The organism is Streptomyces nymphaeiformis (assembly GCF_014203895.1).
In the GTDB taxonomy this organism is placed as follows: domain Bacteria; phylum Actinomycetota; class Actinomycetes; order Streptomycetales; family Streptomycetaceae; genus Streptomyces; species Streptomyces nymphaeiformis.
In genome coordinates, this window is the sequence record NZ_JACHJY010000005.1 from 584,144 (window position 1) to 599,312 (window position 15,169).

Here is a 15,169-nt window from a genome sequence, read left to right on the forward strand (position 1 = left end):
ATGCGGCGCTACGGCAAGCACACCGACGAGGACGACATCCGCCAGCGGCCCAACCGCAAGGGCACCCGTCCCCGCACCAGCATCCGTCCGAAGCACGAGGACGCCGTCGAGGGCATGGTCCTCACCGTCGACCGCGGCCGGCTGACCTGCCTGGTCGACGACCGGGCCGTGACCGCGATGAAGGCGCGCGAGCTGGGCCGCAAGGCCGCCGTCGTCGGCGACCGGGTCTCCCTGGTCGGCGACCTGTCGGGCGAGAAGGACACGCTGGCCCGGATCGTGCGGATCGGCGAGCGGAGCTCGGTGCTCCGGCGCACGGCCGACGACGACGACCCGTACGAGCGGGTGGTCGTCGCCAACGCCGACCAGCTGGCGATCGTCACCGCGCTCGCCGACCCGGAGCCGCGCCCCCGGCTGATCGACCGCTGCCTGGTCGCGGCCTACGACGGCGGGCTCGAACCCTTCCTGGTGATGACGAAGTCGGACCTGGCCCCGCCGGAGAAGCTCCTCGAGCTGTACGGGGACCTGGACATCCCGCACGTGGTGGTGAACCGCGACGAGCTGTACGACGGCGGGGCGGCCGACCGGGTGCGGCAGTACCTGGACGGGCGGGTCACGGCCTTCGTCGGGCACTCCGGCGTCGGCAAGACGACGCTGGTCAACGCCCTGGTGCCGGAGGAGAAGCGGCGCATCACCGGCCGTGTGAACGCGGTGACGGGCCGCGGCCGGCACACCACGACCTCGGCGCTCGCGCTGCCCCTGGACGCGGCCGACGGCTGGGTCATCGACACCCCGGGCGTGCGGTCCTTCGGCCTGCACCACGTGGACCCGTCCCGGGTCATCCACGCCTTCCCCGACCTGGAGCCGGGCACCGAGAACTGCCCGCGCGCCTGCAGCCACGACGAACCGGACTGCGCGCTGGACGCGTTCGTGGCGGAGGGGCACGCCGATCCGGCGCGGCTGTTCTCGCTGCGGCGGCTGCTCTCGACCCGGGAGCGGCGCGAAGGCGACTGAGCCGTCGGCGTTTACGCCCGCTCGCTGCCGGTAAATGCATAATCGCACCAAGTGCGACGAAGCAGTCACCGACGGCGTGGGAGGCACTGACGATGGCGTGGCTGCTGGTGGTGATCGCCGGGATCCTGGAGACGGGATTCGCGGTCTGCCTGAAGCTCTCGCACGGTTTCACCCGGCTGTGGCCGACGATCGCCTTCGCCGCCTTCGCCCTCGGCAGCTTCGGTCTCCTCACCCTGGCGCTCCGGAAGCTCGACGTGGGTCCGGCGTACGCGGTGTGGACGGGGATCGGCGCGGCCGGGACGGCGATCTACGGGATGGTCTTCCTCGGCGACGTGGTCTCCACGCTCAAGATCGTCTCGATCACCCTGGTCATCGTGGGGGTCATCGGGCTCCAGCTCTCCGGCTCGGCGCACTGAGGCCCCACCGGCAGGGCCGGTGCGACGACGTGACTGAGGGCGATCCGTACGGCGAGCTCGCAGCCCGCCGCCCACCGCTCCCCCGCGCAGGCCGCGGTCTCCGCCACGAGCTCGCCGGGCGCGGGCGGCCCGGCGTCGGCGCGCCGCTGGGCGGGGACGGGGGCGGGCCGGGCGCCGGGGCGGGCCGGGCGGGGCTGGGGCAGCCGCTCGTTCCAGGCGCCGGTGAGCAGGGCCCGCAGTATCGGGCGGACGGCGGCGCGGGCGACGATCCACTCGGCGACCCGGACGAGGTTCCGCTCGGGCGGGGCGGGGGCGGCGAGCAGGCTGCGGACGCCGTGGAGATAGGCGTCGGCCTCCCGTCGGACGAGGGCGCGGGCCAGCCCGTCCTTGCTGCCGAACTCGTTGTAGAGCGTCTGCCGGGAGACCCGGGCGGCGGCGGCGAGATCGGCCATCCGCACGGCGGACCAGGGGTGGTGCGCGAGCGCGGCGAGTGCGGCGTCGAGCAGGGCCTCGCGGGCGTTCGCCATCCTCACCTCCAGGAGGGAACGGTTCTCCGCTCAGCGTCGGCAGGCGCCCGGGCGCTGTCAAGGCTCCCGTGGACGCTTTCTCCGTGCCTTCGCGCGTCGGGGATAGAGTGCCGACCATGGCCGATTACCACGATGATCTGCGTCTCGCCCACGTCCTCGCGGATGCCGCCGACGCGGCCACCATGGACCGATTCCAGGCGCTCGACCTGAAGGTCGAGACGAAGCCGGACATGACTCCGGTGAGCGAGGCCGACAAGGCGGCGGAGGAGCTGATCCGCGGACAGCTCCAGCGCGCCAGGCCGCGCGACGCGATCCTCGGCGAGGAGTACGGCGTGGAGGGCTCGGGCCCGCGCCGCTGGGTGATCGACCCGATCGACGGCACGAAGAACTACGTGCGCGGGGTGCCGGTCTGGGCGACCCTGATCGCGCTGATGGAGGCCGGGGAGACCGGGTTCCAGCCGGTGGTGGGCGTGGTGTCCGCCCCCGCCCTCGGCCGCCGCTGGTGGGCGGCGAAGGGGCTCGGCGCGTACACGGGCCGCAGCCTGGCCTCGGCGACCCGCCTCGGCGTCTCGAAGGTCGCGTCCCTGTCGGACGCCTCCTTCGCGTACTCCTCGATCAGCGGCTGGGAGGAACGGGGCCGCCTCGACGGCTTCCTCGACCTCACGCGCGCGTGCTGGCGGACCCGGGCGTACGGCGACTTCTGGCCGTACATGATGGTCGCGGAGGGTTCCGTCGACATCTGCGCGGAGCCGGAGCTGTCGCTGTGGGACATGGCCGCGGTCGCGATCGTGGTCCAGGAGGCCGGCGGCACGTACACGGGTCTGGACGGGCGGCACGGCCCGCACAGCGGGAACGCGGCGGCGTCGAACGGCCTGCTCCACGGCGAGCTGCTGAGCTATCTGAACCAGGAGAACGCGCGCCCCTGACGCTCCCCGGGGGCGCGTCGCGCGCCCCCTTTACGACCCCCTCCCCCGGTGTCATGGTGAGAGTCCCCCCGCTTGTGAACTTGTGAATCCTTTCTCGATGAGGGAGCGGGATTCACCAAGGAGGTGGCTCCGTCCATGCTCGTCCGTGACGCCATGAGCACCGTGGTCCTCACCATCGGCCCCGCCCACACCCTCCGACAGGCCGCCCGACTGATGGCCGCGCGCCGCGTCGGCGCCTGCGTCGTCCTCGACGGCGACGCCGGCGGACTCGGCATCCTCACCGAGCGCGACATCCTCAACTCGATCGCCCGCGACCAGGATCCCGACCACGAGACCGCCGACGCCCACACCACCCGTGACGTCGTCTTCGCCGCGCCCACCTGGACCCTGGCGGAGGCGGCCGAGGCCATGACGCACGGCGGCTTCCGCCACCTCGTCGTCCTCGACGACCGGGGACCGGTCGGCATGGTCTCCGTACGCGACATCATCCGCTGCTGGGTCCCGGTGCACAGCGTCGCGGGATGACGCGAGAGCGGGCCGGACCTCCCGTACGGAAGTCCGGCCCGCTCCCCCTCTACGGCAAGCGCCCTCAGCCGCGCAGGGCCTGGACCGCGGCCTCCAGCCGCTTGCCGAAGTCTCCGTCCGCCCGGCGGAAGTTGTCGATCGCCCGCTCGGCGATGTCCTCGCGCGAGACCTTGGCGATGAAGCCGGCCAGGTTCGCGACGAGGCGGCGCTTCTCGTCGTCGGACATCAGACGGTAGAGGTTGCCCGCCTGCACGAAGTCGTCGTCCTCGGCGTGCGAGGGAGCGGCGTGCTCGCCGGTCGCGCCGGTGACGGCGGAGCCGGCCCAGAGCGGCCGGTCCGTCTGGCGCGGGCCGCCGAAGCTGTTCGGCTCGTAGTTCTTCGCGCCCCCGTGGCGGCCGTCGTAGAGGAAGCCGTCACGGGAGTGGGTGCGCGCCTCGGTGGCGTGCGGGCGGTTCACCGGCAGGTGGTCGGCGTTGATGCCGACGCGGTAGCGGTGGGCGTCCCCGTACGCGAAGAGGCGGCCCTGGAGCATCCTGTCCGGGGAGGGGCCGATGCCCGGCACGAAGTGCGCGGGGCTGAAGATCGACTGCTCGACCTCGGCGAAGATGTTCTCCGGGTTGCGGTTGAGCTCCAGCTTGCCGATCTCGATCGGCGGGTAGTCCTCGTGCGGCCACACCTTGGTGAGGTCGAACGGGTTGAAGCGGTAGGTCGCCGCGTCGGCCGCGGGCATGATCTGGACCTGCACGGTCCAGCTCGGGTAGTCGCCGCGCTCGATCACCTCGCGCAGGTCGCGCTGGTGCGAGTCCGGGTCCTCGCCGGCGAGGCGGTTGGCCTCGTCCTGGGTGAGGTTCTTGATGCCCTGGTCGGTCTTGAAGTGGTACTTGACCCAGAAGACCTCGCCGGCCTCGTTGTTCCACTGGAACGTGTGCGAGCCGTAGCCGTTCATGTGGCGGTACGAGGCGGGGATGCCGCGGTCGCCGAAGAGCCAGGTCACCTGGTGGGTCGACTCCGGGGAGAGGCCCCAGAAGTCCCAGACGTTGTCCGCCTCCTGCGAGCCGGTGTACGGGTCGCGCTTCTGGGTGTGGATGAAGTCGGGGAACTTGATGGCGTCCTTGATGAAGAACACCGGCGTGTTGTTGCCGACGAGGTCGTAGTTGCCCTCCTCGGTGTAGAACTTCAGCGCCCAGCCACGAGGGTCGCGCACGGCGTCCGCCGCGCCGAGGTTGCCCGCGACGGTGGAGAAGCGCAGGAAGGTCTCGGTCTCCTTGCCGACCTCGGAGAGGAACTTCGCCCGCGTCCACCGGGTGACGTCCCGGGTCACCGTGAAGGTGCCGTAGGCGCCCGCACCGCGCGCGTGGACCACGCGCTCCGGGATGCGCTCGCGGTTGAAGTGGGCGAGCTTCTCCAGGAGGAGCTGGTCCTGGACGAGGACCGGCCCGCCGACGCCCGCGGTCTCGCTGTTCTGGTTGTCGGCGACCGGAGCCCCGGCCTCCGTGGTGAGCGGTCCCTGCGTCACGTGCGCCTCCTGCGTCCTGGACTGCGTGTGCCGTCCTTCGTCCTGTCCTCGACAAGACCCTACAATAGACATTGTCTAAGTCAAGTGAGCATCCAAAGTCACACCCGTTCGGGGGTTCCTCACCCCGACTGTTAGGCTGGCCCTCATGAGCGACCTGTTGGAACGACTGCGCGGACGCGGCTGGCGAATGACCGCGCAGCGGCGCGTCGTGGCCGAGGTCCTCGACGGGGACCACGTACACCTGACCGCCGACGAGGTCCACGCGCGCGCCGTGACGAGGCTGCCCGAGATCTCCCGCGCGACCGTGTACAACACGCTGGGCGAGATGGTCACCCTCGGCGAGGTCATCGAGGTCGCGACCGACGGACGCGCCAAGCGGTACGACCCGAACGCCCACCGGCCCCACCAGCACCTGGTCTGCGGCCGCTGCGGCGCGATCCGCGACGTGCACCCGGCCGGCGACCCGCTGGCGGACCTCCCGGACACCGAGCGCTTCGGCTTCGTGATCTCGAACGTCGAGGTCACCTACCGGGGCCTCTGCCCGAGCTGCGCCACGACGGCCTGACCGCCTTCGGAGGAGCCCCCGCCTCGGCGGGGGCTCTTCTCGTGTTCCGTGCTTTTCTCGTGCTCCGGGCTCGTGCACGACGAAGGCCCGGATCCAGTGACTGGATCCGGGCCTTCGTTGCTACTGAGTAGCGGGGACAGGATTTGAACCTGCGACCTCTGGGTTATGAGCCCAGCGAGCTACCGAGCTGCTCCACCCCGCGTCGGTGAACCCAACCTTACGGGACCGCTCGGAGCAGGGCAAATCCGTTAGGCGGTGAGCTCCTGGTGCAGCGCCTCGCTCAGCCGGGCCGCCCGCTCGGCGACCTCCGCCGGGCCCAGCTCCACCGCGCGGTCGCACCAGCGACGCCCCTCGGTGAGCTCGCCCCGGCGCGCCGCGAGCAGAGCGAGCCGCAGCGCCGCGCGGCCGTGGCCGGCCCGGGCCGCGCGGGTCCACCAGAGGGCGGCCTCCCGCTCGCTGCCCTCGCGGGCGAGCAGCAGCCCGAGGTTGAAGGCGCCGTTGCGGCTGCCCGCCTCGGCGGCCTCGCGGTACCAGCGGTCGGCCTCCGCCAGGTCGCCGCGCCCGGCGGCGAGCATCCCGACCCGCACCTGGGCGCGCCGGTGGCCCTGCTGGGCGGCCCGCTCGTACCACTCCTCGCACTCGGACTTCTCCTCGCGGGGCGCGCCGAGCACGGCGGGGCCGGGCTCGGGGCGGCGCGCGTCGAGCACCGAGGCGAGCCGGAAGGCGGCCTCGGCGCTGCCGCCGCCGGCCGCGCAGCGCAGGTGCCGCTCGGCGGTCTGCTCGTCGCCGTCCCGCAGGGCGGCGATGCCGACCTGGAGGGCGGCCTCGGTGTGTCCGGCGGCCGCGGCCCGCTCGTACCAGACGAGGGCCGTGCGGTCGTCGTCGCGCCCGGCGTGCAGGATGCCCAGGTTGAAGGCGGCGTCGACGCTGCCGGCCTCGGCGGCCTTGGAGAACCAGGGCTCGGCGCCGTTGGCGTCGCCGGCCTGGAGGAGCAGCACGGCGAGCGCGTTGGCGGCCTCGCGGTGGCCGGCGTAGGCGGCGCGTCGGTACCACTGCTCGGCCTGCGGGATGCGGTCCTGGGCGGCGCAGAGCAGCCCGAGGTTGTAGGCGCCGTTCACGTCGCCGGCGTCCATGGCGGCCCGGTACCAGCGCTCGGCGGTCTGCTGCTCGCCGCGGGCGGCGTGCAGGGCGCCGAGGGCGTTGGCGGCGTTGCCGTCGCCGTCCTGGGCGGCGCGCAGCCACCACACGGCGGCGCTCTCCTCGTCGCCCGCGTCGCGGAGCAGGAAGCCGAGGGCGCAGGCGGCCTTCGCCTCGCCCTCCTTGGCGGAGCTGAGGTACCAGCGGCCGGCCTCCTTGAGCTCGCCGCGGTGCTCCAGGATCGCGCCCAGGTGGAGCGCGGCGCGCCGGTGGCCGCGCGCGGCGGCCTGCCGGAACCACTGCTCGGCCTCGGCGGCCTCTCCCGCGCGCTCGCCGGCGGGCTGCCCGGGTACGGCGGTGCCGGTCACGGCCGCGCCGGAGGGCACGACGGGCCTGGTGCCGGGGACCCGGAGCCGGGTGCCGGTCTCGTGCGGGCCGCGGGTGGTCTCGGTGACGCGGCGCTCCAGGGCGAGGGCGAGGCGGTACGCGGCCTCGCGGTGGCCCTGTTCGGCGGCGGCGCGCAGCCAGCGCTCGGCGCCGACGTCGCTGCGGTGCTCCAGGAGGTCGGCGAGGGCGTACGCGCCGAGGGCGTGGCCCTGCTCGGCGGCCTGGCGCAGCCAGTACTCGGCGGCCGGCTCGTCGCCGCGCTCGCGGTGGTGGCGGCCGAGGGCGTGGGCGGCGGGTGCGGAGCCCGCGACGGCGGCGACGCGCCACCAGCCGGCGGCCTCGTCGGGGTAGCCGCGCTGGTGCAGCAGGACGCCGAGGTTGTTGGCGGCGGCCCGGTCCCCCTCGGCGGTGGCGCCGCGCAGGTAGGGCTCGGCGCCGTCGAGGTCGCCGCGGCGCAGCAGCAGCGCGCCGAGCGCGCTCATCGAGGCGAGGTCGCCCTGCTCGGCGGCCCGTCGGTGCCGGGCCTCGGTCTCGGTCTCGGTCTCGGCGTCGGTGTCGGTGTCGGCGTCTGCGGTGGTGTCGACGGCCGCATCGACGGCCCCCACTGCCTCGATGATCTCGTCTGCGGCGTTCCTGGCGTGCCGCTGCACAAACCGCCCTGTCTCCAACAGAGTTGCCCTGTCCCCCATAAATACCATCGTCGCACCACCCGCAACCCGAGCACACCTGGTATACCGCAGCCAGTGAGGTCACTCAGCGTTTTGTCGACATGCCCACAGAGAGACAAGTCAAACACGACTCACGCCAACTCGCCCCTTCCCTACCGCCCTTCGGCACCCCCCGGCACGCCGACACACGACAAGGGCCCGGATCCTTATGGATCCGAGCCCTTGTCCTGAGTAGCGGGGACAGGATTTGAACCTGCGACCTCTGGGTTATGAGCCCAGCGAGCTACCGAGCTGCTCCACCCCGCGTCGGTGAACCAACAGTATCACGACGCGGGGATGGAAAAGCTCAGGTCAGCCGCCTGACCCGGGCGTCTTGAGCTTCGCTCCGGCGTCCGCGGCCCGCTGAAGCGCCGCCTGGAGGTCCTCCTGGGCCTTGCCGTACGCGGTCCAGTCGCCCTTCTGCAGAGCGGCCTGGCCGGCGTCGTACGCCTTCTGGGCGTCGGCGATGGCCTGCTTGAGGGCCGCGTCGTTCGAGGCCGGCGGCTGGGTCGTGCCGGGCGGCTTCGTGGTGCCCGGCGGGGTCGTCGGCGCGGTGGGCGCCTCCACCCCGAAGACCGCGTTGAGCGCCTGGGTGAGGGTGTCCTCGAACACCGTGGTGTCCTTGGTGGTGTCGCCCTCCGGCTGGTCCGCGTCCACGTACGACACCGCGACCTTCTTCAGGAGCGGGTAGAGCGCGTTGCGTCCCTGGGCGTACACCGGCTCCACGTACAGGAACCCGCCGTCGAGCGGCACGGTCAGCAGGTTGCCGTACTGGATGTCGGAGTCGGCGCCCTTCATGTCCCGGACGAAGGTGGCGACCGAGGGCAGACCGTTGAGCTTGCTCTGCACCTGGGCCGGGCCCGGCACGTCCGAGGTGACCCGCAGCAGTCTCAGCCGGCCGTACTCCTTGCTGGTGGCGTCGGCGTCGACCGCCATGAAGGCGCCCAGGTTGGGCCGCCCGTTCGGCGTGAACGTCGTCGTCAGCGAGAAGCGCTGCGCCGTGTCCCCGGGCATCTTCATGCTCAGGTAGTACGGCGGGACCGCGTTGCCGTCCTTGTTGGTCGGGTCGTCCGGCACCTGCCAGGCGTCCGAGCCGCTGTAGAACTGCGCGGGGTCGGTGACGTGGTAGCGGGTCAGCAGCTCGCGCTGGACCTTGAACATGTCCTGCGGGTAGCGCAGGTGCGCGAGCAGGTCGCCCTTGATCTCGGACTTCGGCTCGACGGTGCCCGGGAAGGCCTTCATCCAGGTCTTCAGGACCGGGTCCTGGGTGTCCCACTCGTAGAGCTTCACCGTGCCGTCGTAGGCGTCGACGGTGGCCTTCACCGAGTTGCGGATGTAGTTGACCTGGTTCTGCTGGGCGACGACCGTGCGCTGCTGGTTGCCGACGGTCAGCGAGTCGGCCGTGGTGTCGCCGAGCGTGGTGCGCGAGGCGTACGGGTAGCCGTTGGTCGTGGTGTAGGCGTCGACGATCCACTGGATCCGGCCGTCGACGACCGCCGGGTAGGCGTCGCCGTCGATGGTCAGCCAGGGCGCGACGGCCTCGACGCGCTCCTTGGGCGTGCGGTTGTAGAGGATCCGCGAGCCGTCGCCGATGGCCCCCGAGTAGAGGATCTGCGGCTCGCTGAAGGCCACCGCGTACGCGGCGCGGTTGAAGGTGTTGGAGAGGCTGACGCCGCTCTTCTCCTTGTAGCTGGTGGTCTTCTCGCCGTTCTCCTCGTAGTCCAGCTCCTTCTGCGGGCCGCCCACGATCGAGTACTGGTCGGTCTTCTCGCCGTAGTAGATCCGCTGCTGGTACGTGCCGAGCGTGCCGGTCGTCGGCAGTCCGGACTCGGTGAAGACCGGGGAGCCGTTGGCGTCCGTGTGCGTGCCCGAGGCCAGGATCGCGCCGTAGCCGTGGGTGTAGGTGAAGTGGTCGTTGATCCAGTTCCGCTTCGGGATGCCCTTGATGTTGAGCTCGCGCAGACCGACGACGGTGTCCTTGCCGGCGTAGCGGTCGACGTCCAGGGTCGTCGGGAACTGGTAGTACTTCCGCTTCTGCTCCAGCTGCTGGAACGTGGGCGACACGATGTTCGGGTCGAGGAGGCGGTAGCTGGCCGCCGTGTCGGCGTCCGCCCGCAGCGTGTCCTTGGCCTTGACCGTCGACTTGCCCGAGTAGTTCTCGGCCTTCGTCCCGTCGATCGCGTACGCCTTGCGGGTCGCGTCGATGTTCTTCTGGATGTACGGCGCTTCCTTGGCCTGCTCGTTCGGCTGGACCTGGAACTTCTGCACGATGGCCGGGTACAGGCCGCCGATCAGGATCGCGGAGAGCACCATCAGGCCGAAGCCGATCACCGGCAGCTGCCAGGTGCGGCGCCAGAGCGTCGCGAAGAACAGCAGGGCGCAGATGACGGCGATGCAGAACAGGATGGTCTTCGCCGGCAGGTACGCGTTGGCGTCGACGTACCGCAGGCCCGTCCAGTTGCCGGTGGCCTTGAAGTCACTGGACTTCACCGCCAGGCCGTACCGGTCGAGCCAGTACGCGACGGCCTTGAGTGCGACGAAGAGGCCGAGCAGCACCGAGAGGTGACCGGTGGCCGCGGCGGTGGCACGCGCGCCCGGGCTGGTGATCCGCAGCCCGCCGTACAGGTAGTGCGTGATCGCCGCGGCGATCAGCGACAGGACGACGGCGGCGAAGCCGAACGCGAGGAGGAAGCGGTACCAGGGCAGGTCGAAGGCGTAGAACGACACGTCGAGGTCGAACTGCGGATCCTTCTGGCCGAACTCCACGCCGTTGACCCACATGAGCCAGGTGCGCCACTGGCCGGACGCGGAGGCGCCGGCGATCAGGGCCACCAGGGCGGTGACCGCGAGCAGCACCCACTTCTTGAAGGGCGCCAGACCCATCCGGTACCGGTCGAGGCTCTGCTGCTCCAGGGACATCGCGCTGAGCGGCGGCCGCAGCCGGTACGCCAGCCAGATGTTGAAGCCGACGGCGATCCCCATCAGCAGACCGAAGACCGCGAAGAGGCCGATCTTGGTCCACAGGGTGGTGGTGAACACGGACGAGTAGTGGACCGAGCGGTACCAGAGCCAGTCCGTCCAGAACCCGGCGAACATCACGAACGCCATGGCCAGAACGGCCAGCACCCCGAGTGTCATGAGCAGGGTGCGGGCCCGCCGGGACGGCCGGCCGACTCTCATCCTTGGCCCGGACGGGCCTTGGCCGCGGTCCGGCATCTGGAAAGCCAACGTGCGCCCCTCGATGTTGATGCGTCTGAAAGCGTTTGATGCGTCTGCAAGCAGGCCCCGCGATCGTAGAGCCCACTGATGCAACTTACTGAGGCTTTACCTAGTTCCCGACTTCCGGGGAAGAGGAGGCAGGATATTGGTCATGTCCAACGTTTCCCCCTCCGGCCCGGCAATGGCCGCGAGCCCCCTCACCCGCGCCGTGCTCGAGATCGACGAGTACGCGTCGGGCCTCGGCTGGGACCAGCCCGCCCGCCTGTTCGCCCTGGTCGACACCGCTCGACTGCGCGCCCAGGAGCCCAAGCTCGCCTCCCAGCTCGGCCTGGGCGACGACGCCACCGCCTACACCCCGATCGAGCAGGACAAGCTGCCGCGCGGCAAGGCCCTCGACGAGTTCCTCGGCACGATCGCCTGGCCCAAGGCCGTGGCAGGCTGCGCCCTGACCGTGGAGCGGCTCATGCTGCCCCCGTCGGCCGAGGCCCAGGTCCCGCAGGGCCTGAACGAGAAGCAGCTCGCCAAGTGGGTCGCCGGGCACCCGGACCGCCAGGAGGTCCGGATGACCGTGGCCGTGCTGCGGGACGGCGCCCGCGAAGCGGCGATCCGGCTGCGCGAGAAGGACTCCCCGACCGAGGTGCTGACCGGCCCCGACCTGGTGCCGGGCCTCGCCGAGGCACTGGCGGCGACCTTCGAGAGCTGAGAGCCCGTACGTACGGGGAAGGGGTGCCCGGTCGTGTCGACCGGGCACCCCTTCCCCGTACTTCTGGATCTTGGAGCTAGCTCTTCGAGCAGCTCGGCAGCGACTTCACGTCGCCCTTGCGGATCTTCTCCAGCGACTTCGTGGCGTCGTCGATCGTGTTCACCTTGATCAGGGTGAGCCCGGCGGGCGTGTCCGCGGCGGCCGACTCGCAGTTGTCGGCCGGGGTGAGGAAGTACTCGGCACCCGCGTTCCGCGCGCCGACCAGCTTCATCTCGATGCCGCCGATCGGGCCGACCTGGCCCTTGTCGTCGATGGTGCCGGTGCCGGCGACGAACCGGCCGTCGGTGAGGCTCTCCGGGGTGAGCTTGTCGACGATGCCGAGGGCGAACATCAGACCGGCGCTGGGGCCGCCCACGTCGGCCAGCTTGATGTCGATCGTGAACGGGAAGACGTGGTCGGTGCCGGCCTGGATGCCGACGACGGCCCGGTCGCCCTCCTCGGAGGTGGTGGTCCTGATGACCACCTTCCGGGTGACGGTGGGCTCCTTGTGGGCCTTCTCGGCGGCCGCCGCCTCCTTGGCGGGGACGATCGTGAACTCGACGTCCTGGCCCGGCTTCCGCTTCGTCACCTGCTTGGCGACGTCGGCCTGCTCCTTGACCGGCACGCCGTCGACGGCCTTGATGACGTCCCCGGCGTGCAGCTTGCCCTCGGCCGGGGCGCCCTTGACGACGGTGGCGACGACGACCCGGGCCACCACCGGGATGTCCAGCTCCTTGAGGGCCGCCACCTTGGCGCTCTCCTGGGACTGGCTGAACTCCTCGGCGTTCTCCTGGCTCGACTGCTCCTCGGTCTTGCCGTCCGGGTAGAGCGTGTCGTGCGGCACCACCACGTTGTCGTGGGCCAGCCATCCGTAGACGGCCTCGACGGCGTTCATCTTGTAGTCCGCGCTGGTGACCCGGACCGTCGTCATGTTGAGGTGACCGTCGGTCGGGTAGGTCTTGCGACCGGAGATCTGAAGGACCGGTTCTCCCTTGACCTCACCGAGGGTGTTGACCGTGGGACCCGGGCTCATCTCCGCGTACGGCACCGGGATCAGGACGCCCGCGATGAGCAGACAGATCAGGACCAGGGTGGAGGCGAGCATCGTCGCGGTGCGGCGTGGCATGGAACGACAGTACGGGACTCGCCTGTGGGTGCACCCCTGGGGCGGTCCGTACGAGGCGGCTCCGCGTCAGCCGGACGGCGAGGTGGTGACGGCCGAGGCCGTCGCGGCCGGTTCGCGCTCGGGCCGAACGGAATCGGCGGTCGTGATGTGGGACCGCTCCATGGCGTCCCGGAAGCGTGCGTAGCCGGCAAGTTCCGCCACGTCGCCTATCGTCTTGTTCCTCGAAGCCCAGCTTCCCCATATCGCCGCGCCGACGACTGCGAAAAGCGGAATCAGCAACCAGGCCAGCGCTGCCATCCCGACCTCCCATCCCCAGTGAGTTGATCAGCAGACTGTTTCATCTGTGGGACCAACGCTCGCGCGTGGGGGGCGGTTACGCAAATCGGGCGTTCGACTACGCCCTGTCGGCGCGTCGCCTTGCGGCCCTAGCAGGCCCCCACCCTCCCCCAGACTTCGTCCGGGGGGACCCCCAAGCCGGGGGCGAAGGCTCAACAGGAGCCGACCCACTCCTCCGTGCCGTCCGAGAAGGTCTGGTGCTTCCAGATCGGGACCTCGTGCTTGAGGTCGTCGATCAGCTTCCGGCAGGCCTCGAAGGCCTCGCCGCGGTGGGGGCAGGACACGGCGACGACCACCGCGATGTCGCCGACGCGCAGGTCGCCGACGCGGTGGACGGCGGCCAGGGCGCGGACCGGGTAGTTCGCGACGACCTTCTCGGCGACGCGGCGCAGCTCCGCCTCGGCGGTCGGGTGGCAGGAGTAGCCCAGGGCGTCGACGTCCGCGCCGCCGTCGTGGTTGCGGACGGTGCCGACGAAGAGGGTCGTGCCGCCGGAGGCGTCGTCTCCGACGGCCCGGAAGACCTCGTCGACCGAGAGCGGGGTGTCACGGATCGCGAGCAGCTTGATCGGGTCGTCCGCTGCCTGCTCGCCGGGGTGGTCGTACGTCTGCGCCATGCGCCCATGGTGCCGCACGGCTCCGACATCCGGTAAGGGACCTTTCGACCTGTGGACGAGACCCTCCGTAGGAGGGTCCTACAAGCCGCCCGCTACAGCCCCCGTCGCTTCCGCATCTGCCGGACCAGGGCCGCCGTGCCGAGCAGCGCCACCGTCGCGCCGGCCGCTCCGGCCGCCGTCGCGTCCTTGCGGCCCAGGCGGCGGCCGGCGACCGTGTGACGGCCCTCGACCTCCTCCAGGAGCGCGGCGAGGACCTCCTCGTTCGTCCACCTGGGGCGCCAGCCGGCGTCGTGCAGCCGTCCGACGCTCACCACCCAGGGGTGCATGGTGTAGGCGAGGTCGCCCGCCGGGGACGGGGTGAGCCCGATCCGGTGGAGGCGGGCCGCGGTGCCGAGGGCGACCGCGGAGGGCAGCTCCATGCGCCGGATCCCGGAGAGCTCCTCGACCTCCTCCTGTTCGAGCCAGCCCTCGCAGCCGACCGCGAACTCCCCGTCGACCTTCTCCAGGGCCGCGTACTCCAGGGCGCTGACCAGGTCCTCGACGTGGCAGAACTGCCAGGTGGGCCGGGAGCCGGCGACGACGAGCAGCCGGGGCGACTCGAAGTAGCGGGTCAGCGCCGTGTCCGTACCGCCGACGAGGACGGCGGGGCGGACCACGGTGACGTTCAGGCCGGGGTGGGCGCGGGGGGCGCGGCGGCCCAGTCGCTCGATCTCCAGCATGTCGCCGACGCCGGTGGCCTCCGCCGTCGCCCTGAGCTCGGCGTCCTCGGAGAGCGGGATGTCGTTGTCGGGCAGGGCGCCGTAGACCATCGCGGAGGTGCAGAGCACCACCCGGTGGACCCCGGCCGCCGCGGCGGCGGTCAGCACGGTCTGCGTGCCGCGCACGTTGTAGGCCGTCCGGGCGGCGGGGTCGGTCTCCAGGTCGAGGTCGACGGCGAGGTGCACGACGACGTCCGCGCCGCGCAGCTTCTCGGCGATGGCCGGGTCGCGCACGTCGAGGATGTGCCACTGCGCCTCCTCGACCTCGCCCCGGCGCTCGTCGATGGCGATGACCCGCTTGATCTCGTCGGAGGCGGCGAGGCGTCTGGTCAGCAGGTCACCGACACCGGAAGCGGCGCCGGTGACCGCGACGACGGGTCCGCGCACGGCGGACCGGGTTGAGTGGTTTCGCGCTCCGCGAACCTGTGGATCTGGGGAACTCACCGGGCGTCTCCAGCGGTTGTCTTCAGTACGTACGCGCATGACGCGTACGGACCAGGTGGCGTCCATCCTGCCGCAGGGCACGGCCCGGCGGAGCACCGAGCCCATTTCCGGCCCGGATGTCTACGCTGGTGGTGTGCGGGGCCTGTCCGACAGGCCCTGGTCGGGCAGTCGCCGTCGGCAGGAGGCCGGCGGCCCTACGAGCCGAGGAAACCT

At 71.4% G+C, this 15,169-nt stretch carries 14 protein-coding genes and 2 tRNA genes; 6 read left to right on the top strand and 10 right to left on the bottom strand.

What is annotated here, in order from left to right:
• Window positions 1–1,011 carry a ribosome small subunit-dependent GTPase A gene (rsgA, locus tag GGE06_RS20105; protein ID WP_116158945.1) on the top strand — a complete coding sequence of 337 codons (1,011 nt, stop codon included), beginning with the start codon at window positions 1–3 and terminating at the stop codon, window positions 1,009–1,011.
• 92 nt (window positions 1,012–1,103) lie between these two features.
• The gene (locus GGE06_RS20110) at window positions 1,104–1,427 is read left to right on the top strand and encodes a DMT family transporter (protein ID WP_116158946.1); all 324 of its coding nucleotides are present in this window, start codon (window positions 1,104–1,106) and stop codon (window positions 1,425–1,427) included.
• Here the strand turns inward: GGE06_RS20110 and GGE06_RS20115 are convergent.
• Window positions 1,319–1,954, bottom strand: coding sequence for a TetR/AcrR family transcriptional regulator (locus tag GGE06_RS20115; RefSeq protein ID WP_116158947.1), 636 nt, complete (start codon window positions 1,952–1,954; stop codon window positions 1,319–1,321). The two genes, GGE06_RS20110 and GGE06_RS20115, sit on opposite strands and share 109 nt — an antisense overlap.
• A 116-nt stretch (window positions 1,955–2,070) precedes the next feature.
• On the opposite strand from GGE06_RS20115, the gene hisN reads away from it, so the two are divergent.
• Together hisN and GGE06_RS20125 are read left to right on the top strand one after the other, a co-directional pair.
• The gene (hisN, locus tag GGE06_RS20120; protein WP_116158948.1) at window positions 2,071–2,880 is read left to right on the top strand and encodes a histidinol-phosphatase; all 810 of its coding nucleotides are present in this window, start codon (window positions 2,071–2,073) and stop codon (window positions 2,878–2,880) included.
• 135 nt (window positions 2,881–3,015) lie between these two features.
• Window positions 3,016–3,405 (top strand): CBS domain-containing protein, encoded by a 390-nt coding sequence (locus GGE06_RS20125; RefSeq protein WP_116158949.1) that lies wholly within the window; start codon window positions 3,016–3,018, stop codon window positions 3,403–3,405.
• 64 nt (window positions 3,406–3,469) lie between these two features.
• Here the strand turns inward: GGE06_RS20125 and GGE06_RS20130 are convergent, their stop codons facing one another.
• Window positions 3,470–4,993, bottom strand: a complete 1,524-nt coding sequence (locus tag GGE06_RS20130; protein WP_221518278.1) for a catalase — start codon at window positions 4,991–4,993, stop codon at window positions 3,470–3,472.
• 73 nt (window positions 4,994–5,066) lie between these two features.
• Between GGE06_RS20130 and GGE06_RS20135 the strand changes: the two genes are divergently transcribed.
• The gene (locus GGE06_RS20135; RefSeq protein ID WP_116158951.1) at window positions 5,067–5,486 is read left to right on the top strand and encodes a Fur family transcriptional regulator; all 420 of its coding nucleotides are present in this window, start codon (window positions 5,067–5,069) and stop codon (window positions 5,484–5,486) included.
• 128 nt (window positions 5,487–5,614) lie between these two features.
• Here GGE06_RS20135 and GGE06_RS20140 read toward each other — a convergent pair.
• The 4 genes from GGE06_RS20140 to GGE06_RS20155 all read right to left on the bottom strand — a co-directional run bounded on the left by GGE06_RS20140 (window position 5,615) and on the right by GGE06_RS20155 (window position 10,933).
• Window positions 5,615–5,688, bottom strand: a tRNA-Met gene (locus tag GGE06_RS20140).
• Window positions 5,689–5,734: 46 nt separating this feature from the next.
• Window positions 5,735–7,708 carry a tetratricopeptide repeat protein gene (locus GGE06_RS20145; RefSeq protein ID WP_184931395.1) on the bottom strand — a complete coding sequence of 658 codons (1,974 nt, stop codon included), beginning with the start codon at window positions 7,706–7,708 and terminating at the stop codon, window positions 5,735–5,737.
• Between the two features lie 202 nt (window positions 7,709–7,910).
• Window positions 7,911–7,984 (bottom strand) — tRNA-Met (locus GGE06_RS20150).
• Between the two features lie 45 nt (window positions 7,985–8,029).
• The gene (locus GGE06_RS20155; protein WP_116158953.1) at window positions 8,030–10,933 is read right to left on the bottom strand and encodes a UPF0182 family membrane protein; all 2,904 of its coding nucleotides are present in this window, start codon (window positions 10,931–10,933) and stop codon (window positions 8,030–8,032) included.
• Between the two features lie 154 nt (window positions 10,934–11,087).
• Here GGE06_RS20155 and GGE06_RS20160 point away from each other — a divergent pair, with 154 nt between their 5' ends.
• Window positions 11,088–11,639, top strand: a complete 552-nt coding sequence (locus tag GGE06_RS20160; protein ID WP_116158954.1) for a PPA1309 family protein — start codon at window positions 11,088–11,090, stop codon at window positions 11,637–11,639.
• Between the two features lie 76 nt (window positions 11,640–11,715).
• Here the strand turns inward: GGE06_RS20160 and GGE06_RS20165 are convergent, their stop codons facing one another.
• The 4 genes from GGE06_RS20165 to GGE06_RS20180 all read right to left on the bottom strand — a co-directional run bounded on the left by GGE06_RS20165 (window position 11,716) and on the right by GGE06_RS20180 (window position 14,956).
• A complete protein-coding gene (locus GGE06_RS20165; protein ID WP_116158955.1) occupies window positions 11,716–12,804 on the bottom strand; it encodes a YlbL family protein in 1,089 nt (362 codons plus the stop codon).
• A gap of 66 nt (window positions 12,805–12,870) precedes the next feature.
• Entirely contained in the window at window positions 12,871–13,101 is a 231-nt protein-coding gene (locus GGE06_RS20170; protein ID WP_116158956.1) for a hypothetical protein, read from the bottom strand.
• Between the two features lie 191 nt (window positions 13,102–13,292).
• Window positions 13,293–13,754, bottom strand: a complete 462-nt coding sequence (locus tag GGE06_RS20175) for a molybdenum cofactor biosynthesis protein MoaE (RefSeq protein ID WP_116158957.1) — start codon at window positions 13,752–13,754, stop codon at window positions 13,293–13,295.
• Window positions 13,755–13,846: 92 nt separating this feature from the next.
• Entirely contained in the window at window positions 13,847–14,956 is a 1,110-nt protein-coding gene (locus GGE06_RS20180; protein ID WP_116158958.1) for an SDR family oxidoreductase, read from the bottom strand.
• Between the last annotated feature and the right edge of the window lie 213 nt (window positions 14,957–15,169).

What these genes read in the sequence shown, in the direction of transcription:
- rsgA (WP_116158945.1), top strand. Translation starts at nt 1, where the DNA reads ATGCGGCGCTACGGCAAGCACACCGACGAGGACGACATCCGCCAGCGG.
- GGE06_RS20110 (WP_116158946.1), top strand. Translation starts at nt 1,104, where the DNA reads ATGGCGTGGCTGCTGGTGGTGATCGCCGGGATCCTGGAGACGGGATTC.
- GGE06_RS20115 (WP_116158947.1), bottom strand. Translation starts at nt 1,954, where the DNA reads ATGGCGAACGCCCGCGAGGCCCTGCTCGACGCCGCACTCGCCGCGCTC.
- hisN (WP_116158948.1), top strand. Translation starts at nt 2,071, where the DNA reads ATGGCCGATTACCACGATGATCTGCGTCTCGCCCACGTCCTCGCGGAT.
- GGE06_RS20125 (WP_116158949.1), top strand. Translation starts at nt 3,016, where the DNA reads ATGCTCGTCCGTGACGCCATGAGCACCGTGGTCCTCACCATCGGCCCC.
- GGE06_RS20130 (WP_221518278.1), bottom strand. Translation starts at nt 4,993, where the DNA reads ATGTCTATTGTAGGGTCTTGTCGAGGACAGGACGAAGGACGGCACACG.
- GGE06_RS20135 (WP_116158951.1), top strand. Translation starts at nt 5,067, where the DNA reads ATGAGCGACCTGTTGGAACGACTGCGCGGACGCGGCTGGCGAATGACC.
- GGE06_RS20145 (WP_184931395.1), bottom strand. Translation starts at nt 7,708, where the DNA reads ATGGTATTTATGGGGGACAGGGCAACTCTGTTGGAGACAGGGCGGTTT.
- GGE06_RS20155 (WP_116158953.1), bottom strand. Translation starts at nt 10,933, where the DNA reads ATGCCGGACCGCGGCCAAGGCCCGTCCGGGCCAAGGATGAGAGTCGGC.
- GGE06_RS20160 (WP_116158954.1), top strand. Translation starts at nt 11,088, where the DNA reads ATGTCCAACGTTTCCCCCTCCGGCCCGGCAATGGCCGCGAGCCCCCTC.
- GGE06_RS20165 (WP_116158955.1), bottom strand. Translation starts at nt 12,804, where the DNA reads ATGCCACGCCGCACCGCGACGATGCTCGCCTCCACCCTGGTCCTGATC.
- GGE06_RS20170 (WP_116158956.1), bottom strand. Translation starts at nt 13,101, where the DNA reads ATGGCAGCGCTGGCCTGGTTGCTGATTCCGCTTTTCGCAGTCGTCGGC.
- GGE06_RS20175 (WP_116158957.1), bottom strand. Translation starts at nt 13,754, where the DNA reads ATGGCGCAGACGTACGACCACCCCGGCGAGCAGGCAGCGGACGACCCG.